This is a genomic window from Psychrobacillus sp. (assembly GCF_056205495.1).
Window position 1 is genome coordinate 1 of sequence record NZ_JBAEAP010000203.1, and the last position, 1,679, is coordinate 1,679.

The 1,679-nt window shown below is 41.6% G+C and carries 2 protein-coding genes; both read left to right on the forward strand.

Annotation, left to right across the window (positions count from 1 at the left end; genetic code table 11):
* The first annotated feature begins 82 nt into the window (after positions 1-82).
* Positions 83-1,480, forward strand: coding sequence for a glucuronate isomerase (gene uxaC / locus AC06OU_RS05985; RefSeq protein WP_475854616.1), 1,398 nt, complete (start codon positions 83-85; stop codon positions 1,478-1,480).
* Between the two features lie 19 nt (positions 1,481-1,499).
* A partial coding sequence (locus AC06OU_RS05990; RefSeq protein ID WP_475854617.1) for a mannonate dehydratase occupies positions 1,500-1,679 on the forward strand: 180 nt, incomplete at its 3' end.

Sequence of the window (1,679 nt, forward strand, 5' to 3'; positions counted from 1 at the left end):
GGCATCCGATTATTCTAGCTATCTAGTAGGAGAAATAGTGGAGGCTAACGGTGGAATGCTAATGGACTAAGGGAGGATACGTATGAAAGCATTTATGGATGAGCAGTTTTTATTGAAAACAGAGACAGCTCAGAAGCTATATCACGAGTATGCGAAGGATATGCCAATCATCGATTATCATTGTCATCTTTCGGCCAAGGAAATAGCAGAGGATAAAGCTTTTGCAAATTTATATGAGATTTGGCTGGAGGGCGACCATTATAAGTGGAGGGCACTTCGAGCAAATGGAATAGAGGAACGCTTTATAACAGGTGATGCAACTGACAAAGAGAAGTTTGATAAGTGGGCAGCCACTGTTCCTTATACGCTCGGTAATCCGTTGTATCATTGGACTTCGTTAGAATTAAAGCGGTATTTCGGGTTAGAAAAGTCGCTGAACAAGGAAACGGCTGATGAGATTTGGGAGCATTGCAACAAGCTTTTACAAACGAAAGAGTTCACGGCACGTTCCCTTATTCAAAAGTCGAATGTGCAAGTGATTTGCACGACAGACGATCCAATAGACGATTTGCAATATCATAAGGCAATCCAAATGGATGATAGCTTTCCAGTAAAGGTGCTTCCAACCTTTCGACCAGATGGTGCGCTTGGAATTGAACTAGATACTTTTTTGGAGTGGGTTGAAAAGCTAGAGAAGGCAAGTGAGGAGAACGTCCGTACCTTTGACGATTTTTTATCCGGTTTACATAAACGAGTTGCATTTTTCCATGAGGCTGGCTGTCGCTTGTCAGACCACGGACTCGACAGTGCTTTTTATAGAGATTTTAAGCAAGCTGATATAGAGACTATCTTTCAAAAGGGACTAAATAATGACGTGTTAACTGATGAGGAAATTGTTCAGTTTAAAACAGCAACGATGATCGAGCTTGGGAGGATGTACGCTCAACAAGGCTGGGCGATGCAGCTGCATATAGGGGCTATTCGCAACAACAACAAAAGGATGCTAGGGATTGCAGGACCTAATACCGGCTTTGATTCGATCAATGATTTTTCCTATGCTTCCGATTTGTCTAACCTATTGAATGCTTTAGATTATACGGATGAGCTGCCGAAAACGATTATCTACAACTTAAATCCAAGAGACAATTATATGGTAGGAACTATGGTTGGGAATTTCCAAGGGGATGTACCCGGGAAAATTCAGTTTGGAACTGCCTGGTGGTTTGGTGATCAGCGGGACGGTATGCTGGAGCAATTGAAGGTGCTTTCTAACACAGGATTATTAGCACGTTTTATCGGGATGCTGACTGATTCCAGAAGCTTTCTTTCCTATATCCGTCATGAATATTTCCGAAGAATTTTATGTGACTTGATCGGGGATTGGGTGGAAGCAGGCGAATATCCGCCAGACTTCGAATTATTAGGTCAGATTGTAAAAGATATTTGCTATAACAATGTTCAAAACTATTTAGAAATATAAGGATTGTTAGGTGATATAAATGGAAATGGTTTTTAGATGGTTTGGTGAGGAAAATGATCATGTTCAATTAGATCATATTCGACAGATTCCTGGTGTCAAGGGCATTGTATGGTCGTTGCATCATGTGGCAGCAGGGGAAAAGTGGTCCATTGAGGAGATAAAAGCGGAGCAGCAGAAGATTAAGTCTCATGGCTTGCAC

Excerpts from the sequence above, each read along its gene's own strand:
- uxaC (WP_475854616.1), top strand. The coding sequence starts at position 83 with ATGAAAGCATTTATGGATGAGCAGTTTTTATTGAAAACAGAGACAGCT.